This is a genomic window from Sphingobium sufflavum, assembly GCF_021403115.1.
Classification (GTDB): Bacteria; Pseudomonadota; Alphaproteobacteria; order Sphingomonadales; family Sphingomonadaceae; genus Sphingobium; species Sphingobium sufflavum.
The window spans coordinates 1-7,155 of sequence record NZ_JAJSSH010000029.1 but is presented as its reverse complement, the minus strand read 5'-3'; the positions used below and the strand labels follow the sequence as shown (position 1 = coordinate 7,155).

At 60.7% G+C, this 7,155-nt stretch carries 7 protein-coding genes and 1 pseudogene; 6 read left to right on the top strand and 2 right to left on the bottom strand.

The annotated features are described in order from the left end of the window. Together LWE61_RS20410 and LWE61_RS20405 are read left to right on the top strand one after the other, a co-directional pair. A partial coding sequence (locus LWE61_RS20410) for a TonB-dependent receptor domain-containing protein (protein ID WP_234152489.1) occupies positions 1 to 1,864 on the top strand: 1,864 nt, incomplete at its 5' end. Positions 1,865 to 2,125: 261 nt separating this feature from the next. Beyond that, on the top strand, positions 2,126 to 3,385 hold the full coding sequence (locus LWE61_RS20405; protein WP_234152488.1) for an MFS transporter: 1,260 nt from the start codon (positions 2,126 to 2,128) through the stop codon (positions 3,383 to 3,385). Positions 3,386 to 3,546: 161 nt separating this feature from the next. Here LWE61_RS20405 and LWE61_RS20400 read toward each other — a convergent pair whose 3' ends face one another. Both LWE61_RS20400 and LWE61_RS20395 read right to left on the bottom strand, forming a co-directional pair. Next, positions 3,547 to 3,945, bottom strand: a complete 399-nt coding sequence (locus tag LWE61_RS20400) for a cupin domain-containing protein (RefSeq protein WP_234152487.1) — start codon at positions 3,943 to 3,945, stop codon at positions 3,547 to 3,549. Between the two features lie 31 nt (positions 3,946 to 3,976). After that, on the bottom strand, positions 3,977 to 4,357 hold the full coding sequence (locus LWE61_RS20395) for a VOC family protein (protein ID WP_234152486.1): 381 nt from the start codon (positions 4,355 to 4,357) through the stop codon (positions 3,977 to 3,979). 113 nt (positions 4,358 to 4,470) lie between these two features. Here LWE61_RS20395 and LWE61_RS20390 point away from each other — a divergent pair, with 113 nt between their 5' ends. The 4 genes and pseudogenes from LWE61_RS20390 to LWE61_RS20375 form a co-directional block, all read left to right on the top strand. Beyond that, complete coding sequence (locus LWE61_RS20390) at positions 4,471 to 5,271, top strand: AraC family transcriptional regulator (protein ID WP_234152485.1); 801 nt, start codon at positions 4,471 to 4,473, stop codon at positions 5,269 to 5,271. Between the two features lie 708 nt (positions 5,272 to 5,979). Further along, positions 5,980 to 6,234 (top strand): hypothetical protein, encoded by a 255-nt coding sequence (locus tag LWE61_RS20385; RefSeq protein WP_234152484.1) that lies wholly within the window; start codon positions 5,980 to 5,982, stop codon positions 6,232 to 6,234. Between the two features lie 15 nt (positions 6,235 to 6,249). After that, a pseudogene (locus LWE61_RS20380) lies at positions 6,250 to 6,849 on the top strand (ABC transporter substrate-binding protein); the annotation flags it as partial. A 62-nt stretch (positions 6,850 to 6,911) separates the two neighbouring features. After that, the coding region (locus LWE61_RS20375; RefSeq protein WP_234149742.1) for a transposase at positions 6,912 to 7,155 on the top strand (244 nt) is incomplete at its 3' end.

Below are 7,155 nucleotides of genomic sequence, written 5' to 3'. Positions count from 1 at the left end.
CAATATCAACATCCCGATCCCGCCGTCTGGTCATCACCAAACGGACGCAACTAAACCATCGAGATGGGGGTCCCTTTTAGACGCCGATCACCCCCATAACGGGGTCCTTTTTGCACGCCGATCCACAGCCGCCGTCGCGACCAGCGGCCCCAACACGCTGGGCTGCCAGCAGATCGAGCGGGAGCGCAACGCGGGCGACCTGACCGTTACCAACACGCTGCCGCAGGCGCATCAGACTGTCGAGACATGGCAGATCGTCAATTCGCTGAAGTGGCAGGCCAGCGATTATCTGACCATCAAGAACATCAACAGCTATGGTCAGGTAAAGCAGAATCAGGCCATCGACCTGTTCGGCGTCTTCAATCCGCTCGGCACGACGCTGAAGCTGCCGAGCGCCACGGCGCCCTATTCCACCACGGTCGCGGTGCCCACGCGCTTTGTCGGCAACTTCTATGGTTCCGACACCTCCATCAGCCCTCCGGGACTGGAATCGGGCAATCAGGAAACCTTCACCGAGGAATTGCAGCTTCAGGGCACCACGCCCGGCGGCACGCTGAAGTGGCAGGCGGGCGCCTATTTCGAACGCAGCGCGCCCCTCAGCTACGCCGGTTCGCAAAGCGTCGCAGGTGTCTTGTGCGACAACCCCGCGCAATATTCCAATTTCACCTGCACCGATGCCTCCATCGTGACGGGTTCGGCATCGCCCACCGGTTCTCGCGGCTATAATGTCGGCAAGGTCAATTACCGTAACGCGGCGCTATACGCTCAGGCCAATTACGAGATCACGCCGCAGTTCAGCGTCGATGCCGGTATCCGCTACACATGGGACAAGAGCTGGGGCAGTTCGCAGAATATGTCGATCGCCTATTCCGCCGCGACCGGCTGGAACACGCCGACCTTCACCTGCATCAACCCCAATCTCACCTATAATGGCGGTCCTGCCAGCTGCACCGAAAACTACAGCCAGACATCCACCGCCCCGACCTGGATGCTAGGCCTCAACTACAAGCCCATCGACGACATCCTTCTCTACGCCAAATATGCGCGCGGCTATCGGCAGGGTTCGATCAGCCCTATCGCAGCCATCGGTTTCAAGAGCTATGAACCGGAAAGCGTCGATGTCTATGAGGCGGGCCTGAAGGCCAGCTGGAAGGGATCCTTCCCCGGAAGCTTCACTATCTCCGGCTTCTACAATAATTTCCGGGATATGCAGTTGCAGGTCTCCTTCTTGGACCTCAACGGCATCGCACCGACGCTGGCCTCGCTTCCCGCGATCGTCAATGCAGGCAAGGCCCGCATCTATGGTCTGGAGGCCGAGGGCACGCTGCGCCCGTTCGAAGGGTTCAGCATCCAGGCCAGCTACGCCTATATCAACACCAGACTGGAACGGTTCGTCCGCCCGGACCTGAGCACGCAGCCGGTCGGCTACTATGACACGGTGGCGAGCAGCCCGATCGAGGGTAGTCGCCTGCCGTTCACGCCGGATCACAAGGTGACAGTGAACGCCAATTACCGACTGCCGCTGCCCGACAGCATCGGCCGGGTCACGCTGGGCGCCACCTATATCTACACCGGCACCGTCTATTATGGCACGGATGCGACGCTGAACCGTCGTGTTGCCAGCATCTTCAGTCCGTCGGACGCATCCTATGATACGTCGGTTGCGCCCGGCTACAGCCTCGTCAACTTCAACATCGGTTGGGCCAACATCGCCCAAAGCGGCCTCGATGTGCAGGCATTCATGACCAACGCTTTCGACAAGCGTTACTATGACTCACGCAGCCTGTCGGGCAGCCGTGGCTTCACGGCCCGCTATTATGGCGAGCCGCGCATGTATGGCGTGAAGCTGCGCTACACCTTCTGATCCGAACGTCTGATCCAATCCTCCCTGATTGGATGATGTGACTGGCTGGCCTGCCAAATGGGAGGCCAGCCATTTTTTCCAGACCCACACTGCCATTCTAGTCACCTCGCCTAACAAGCGACTGTTTGGCAATAAAATTGAAAATATATTCATATTTTATGCATTTGAGGCACCTATATTTGTGGCGATGCCATGCGCCATGACGTAAGAAGAAAATAAGGTTCGACGATAGTCGACATTCAAACGACATGTGGAGAGAGCATGGCAGGCACCCCCTTATCGGTCCGCGAAGAATGGAAACGGCACTGGCCGCTCGTAATCGCCGCCTGCATCGGTTTTTCCTTCATGTCCGCCATGACCCCCGCCATCGGTGTCTTCATGGACCCGTTGACCAAGGAATTCGGCTGGACCCGGACGCAGCTTTCCGCCGGCATCGCCATCTCTGCGGTTATCAGCCTGTTCGCATCACCCTTCTTCGGGCTGCTGATCGACCGCCTCGGCACACGTCGCATCGCCATGCCGGGCATCGTCCTGACGGCCTGCGCCATTGCCGCACTCTCACTGGCCAATGGCTCCTTCCCCCAATGGATCATCCTGTGGCTGGTGTGGGGCCTGATGGTCCTGCTGATCCAGTCGACGGTCTGGTCAACCGCCGTCGCCAGCGTGTTCGAATCAGGTCGCGGCCTCGCCCTGGGCCTGACCCTGTCCGGCACCGCCCTCGCACAGATCGTCGTGCCGCCACTCGCCAACTGGCTAATCGGCGAACAGGGATGGCGCATGGCGTTCGTGACGCTGGGCTTCGGATGGGGCAGCCTCGCACTGCTGCTCAGTTTCCTGTTCCTTTATGATGCGCGCGACCGGCTGCGCCTCAAGTCCCGTTTCGCGGTCGACGCAGCGGCGGACGGCGGCATCCTGCCCGGTCTCACCATCGCGCAGGCATGGCGCAGCCCGCCACTGTGGCGCGTATTCATCTCGACCTTCCTAATCCTGACCATCACGATCGCGGTGTCCGTCCACCAGTTCCCCATCCTGACCGAAGCAGGCGTCTCCCGCGCGCAGGCGGCATGGTTCGCCAGCCTCGCGGGCATGGCGGGCGTGGTGGGCAAGCTGGTCACGGGCGCGTTGATCGACCGTGTCCATGCACGCTGGGTCGGCGGTATCACACTGGCATCGACCGCCATCGCCTATCCCTTGCTGATCGTCGGGGCCCATACACCCCATCTGATCCTGATCGCGATCATGATCAGCGGCTATGCGGCCGGGACGAAAATCCAGCTGTGCGGCTATCTGACCGCACGCTATGGTGGCATGCGCAACTATGGGGCGATCTTTGGCTTCATGACGAGCGCCATCGCCCTGGCCTCCGGTCTGGGGCCACTGTTCGCGGGCCTGTCCTTCGACCATTATGGCAGTTACTCACTCTTGCTCGTCACCGGCACGATCGTCTCGCTCATCAGCGGCCTGTTGGTCCTGAGCTTGGGTCGCTATCCAGACTGGCACAAGAGCGAAACGAGCGCCTGACGGCGGTAGGTCAGCGATAGACAGCAAAGCCTCCGCCGTGCTGTGACTTTACGAGATCGGCCAGGCCCGCGCCTTCAAGCGCAAAGGTCGGGCGTTGTCGAACGCGACATATAGTCTTGCCCGCCGAATGAACGGACCGCGGGCACGTTGGCTCTAGTCGCTCACCCCGTCTCTGCCTCCTGCGTTGCCGGGCGGAAGCTATGGTCGGCCCGCGCCCGAAAGTTCAGCAAGCGCGCCGGCCCATCCCCGGTACGGAAGGAATAGATCGTACCCGCCGGAATATAGAGCGATCCACCAGCCGCCAATGCCTTATCCTCCCAGTGCAATGCCCCCTCCGCGACAAAGAATATCTCGTCTTCGTCATGAGCGTGCGGGGCGATCAACGTATGGGGATCGAGTCGCATTTCCATGAGTTGCATGGCAGTCTCGCTGCCCGCCTCATGAAAGGCGAGATGGCCCTGAAGTTCGGTCGGGTCGATATGATCCCGCATCCAGCCCATCGGGATATCGTCCATCTTCCTCCAGCCAAGCTGTTCTGGATGGTGTACACGGATCGTCATTTCGTCTCTCCTTCTCTCTGTCGAATGTTGGTCAAACCACCGCGTAGACGCACAGCTTGTGTCCATCGGGATCGCGCAGATAGGCACCATATCGGCCCCCGGCGGCTTCGCGCACTCCCGGCGCACCGTCGCATATGCCGCCATGGGCAAGGCCCGCCGCATGCCAGCGATCGACCGTCGCCGCATCCGCAGCCGTGAAACCCAGCGTGTCGCCATTGCCATGCGTTGCGGGCTGTCCGTCTCTCGGCGACGCCAACATGAAATGCAGCCCATCCGACAGGCTATAAAGAAGGACGGTCGGCCCCATGGGCACGCGAATATCGTGAAGGCCCAAGGCAGCAAAGACGGCATCGTAGAAGCGGCTTGCCCGTGCCGCATCATTCGTCCCCAACCGCACCGACATCAGCACCATGACCGCTATCCTCTCGCTCCGTGATGTGACAGGAATGGCACGGCAACCTTTGACTGTCTCACGGCGATCGGCCAATCTTACCGTCCAAACGGCCATGGAAAGGCGGCAAGACGATGCAGGTGATCGGTCCCGACCATGACGTCGGACTCTCCACGCTGATCGATCCCGCGCTGCGCGCGTCGGCGGGCGCCATCGTGCAGGACGAATATGATATAGATGCCCCCTGGCATCATCATGACATGCACCAACTCCAATATGCGTTTGAAGGCGCGATGGAACTGGAGGATGACCATGGCCGCCACCTGTTGCCGCGCAGTCTGGCAGGCTGGGTTCCGGCAGGAACGCGGCATCGCAACAGCCTGCATCGCATCCGGTCGATTTCCATATTGCTAGCGCCCGAAAGCGTGGCCAGCGCCGGAACGGGCGTGCGTATCCTCCATGTCTCGCCACTGATGCGCGAAATGATCGCCGAAGCGGCACGCTGGCCGCTGTACCGAGCGCCCGATGCAACCGGAACGGCGTTTTTCACCGCCTTCGCCTGCCTGTGCGGCGAGTGGATCGAGAATCAGGCGCCACTGACTCTCCCGACGACGACTGATCCGATCCTCGCGCGTGCGTTGAGCTATGTGCGGGAAGATCCGGCCAACGCTATGATGGAAGGGTCCATGCGCAGCGCCGGACTTTCCGAACGATCGCTACGCCGCCGCTGTCAGGCGCAGATCGGCATGGGCTGGGACGAATATCGCAGGCGGGCGCGCCTGCTCGCCGCCGTGGAGCCGCTCACTGAGACCAGCGATAGCATTGCCCGCATCGCCGCCGACGTCGGCTTCGAGAATCAGAGCGCCTTCGCCCGCGCCTTTCGGGAACTGATTGGGCAATCACCCCAGACTTTCCGTGCGCAGACGCGACGCTGACTCCATGCATGAGGCATTTTTGTCATCTCTCAGCACCATTGTTGTGAGCCAATAGCAACTCAATTAAACGACATGGGTAATCCTCCCGTTACGCGGCGACCGGGCGACCTTCACGGTCAGCGACATCCACTGCGCCACGGACAATATCGATATTCGACAGATTGCGAGGCGGGACGAGGCTGTCCGTCGCTCTCACTGCCCGCCTGCTTCTCCCCCGAAACGCCGTCGCAGGAAAAGGAATCTCCCACGCCGATCGAGAAGAGGGTAACGCCACCCGATCCCGTGGTGGTGAGGCAGGTTCAGCGGGTCGTCCAGGCGCAAGCCCCCGTCCCAACGCGGATGCCACCCATGCCAGTCGATCCAGCGCAGCAAAAGGTGACATCGGCAGCCGCTGCCCAAACCACCAGCGGACAGGCGATACCATTGAGTTGGTCGTTCCCGTCGAATTTTTCCTGAGATGAACAGAAGGTCGGGACGGGCACAAAGCGCAACGATCCTCTCGCAGGCATACCCTTGAATTGAAGTTGGGGGACGAGCCGCCTTCAATCATTCATCAACAGAATAGATATTGCCTACTTAATCAATAGAATTTTTATGTATTGTGTGAGGGTCGGAATGATAGGCTGTCGGAATGACTCGCACCAATGACGGTATCAAGGCGCAAGCCGACAATGTCCGCTGGCCTTTCCACGCCCCAAGGAAGGACCAATGATCCGCCTCTCGCGCCGCGAAGCGGTGTTGACGGGCGGAGCCATGGGGTTGCTCGCGCTGTCCGGTTGCTCGCCTTCCGGCCAAAGCGCCACACAGGGCACATTGGTCATCGGCGTCAGTTCCGAGCCAACCACCCTGACCAGCGCCGGGACGACCGCCGGGGCGGTGCAGACGATTTCCACCAAGATTTTCGACGGACTGGTGACTTTCGACAGCGAGGAGCGGCCGCAACCGCAACTCGCCCTGTCCTGAGACACCGCCCCGGACGGGCTGAGCATGACGTTCAAGCTGCGCCCCGATGTGAAGTGGCATGATGGTGCGCCCTTCACCTCCGCCGACGTTGCCTATTCCCTGACAGAGGTCTGGAGGAAATTCCACAGCCGCGGGCGGTCGACCTTCGCTCAGGTCACAGCGGTCGAAACGCCGGACCCGCTGACCGTAGTGCTGAAACTGTCAAGGCCCGCGCCCTATCTCATCAGCGCCCTCTCATCGGCCGAAGCCCAGATCGTCCCGCAGCACATCTACGCCGGCAAGGACTTCCTCTCACATCCAGCCGGAAATGCGCCGATCGGCACCGGGCCTTTCCGTTTCGTGGAATGGCGCCGGGGAGACTTCATCCGGCTGGAACGCAACCCCCATTATTGGCAACCGGATGCGCCGCATCTCGACGGCATCATCTACAAATTGATTTCCGATCCCGCCGCAGCTTCAGCCGCACTGGAGATGGGCGAGATCCACGTTACCGGCAGCGGACAGATTACGCTGAGCGACATCGCCCGGCTCAAGACACTGCCCGGTATCCGCGTCATAGAACGGGATTCGAGCTTCACCGGCGGGCTTAGAGGCTGTGTCGGAACGCTGATGTAACGGTGGACGATCGAGTTTCGATATGATTCCGAGGGGTTGCGACACCAACCTTGGAAGCCATCATGTGGAACCCGACCGCCCGCGCGCATCATAGCCGTGCAGGGGTTCGCTATGGAAGTGATCTTACCGACGCGGAATGGCATTTGATCGAGCCGTATTTGCCCGCGCCATGCCAATGCGGACGGCGACGGCGTTGGCCGATGCGCGAGATTTTCGAGGCTATTTTCTATTTGCTGCGGGCAGGATGTCCTTGGCGGCTTCTGCCCGACAGCTTTCCGCCATGGCGCACAGTCTACCGATGGTTTT

Coding starts and splice junctions, on each gene's coding strand:
- LWE61_RS20400 (WP_234152487.1), bottom strand. CDS start 3,945: ATGACGATCCGTGTACACCATCCAGAACAGCTTGGCTGGAGGAAGATG.
- LWE61_RS20405 (WP_234152488.1), top strand. CDS start 2,126: ATGGCAGGCACCCCCTTATCGGTCCGCGAAGAATGGAAACGGCACTGG.
- LWE61_RS20390 (WP_234152485.1), top strand. CDS start 4,471: ATGCAGGTGATCGGTCCCGACCATGACGTCGGACTCTCCACGCTGATC.
- LWE61_RS20385 (WP_234152484.1), top strand. CDS start 5,980: ATGATCCGCCTCTCGCGCCGCGAAGCGGTGTTGACGGGCGGAGCCATG.
- LWE61_RS20395 (WP_234152486.1), bottom strand. CDS start 4,357: ATGGTGCTGATGTCGGTGCGGTTGGGGACGAATGATGCGGCACGGGCA.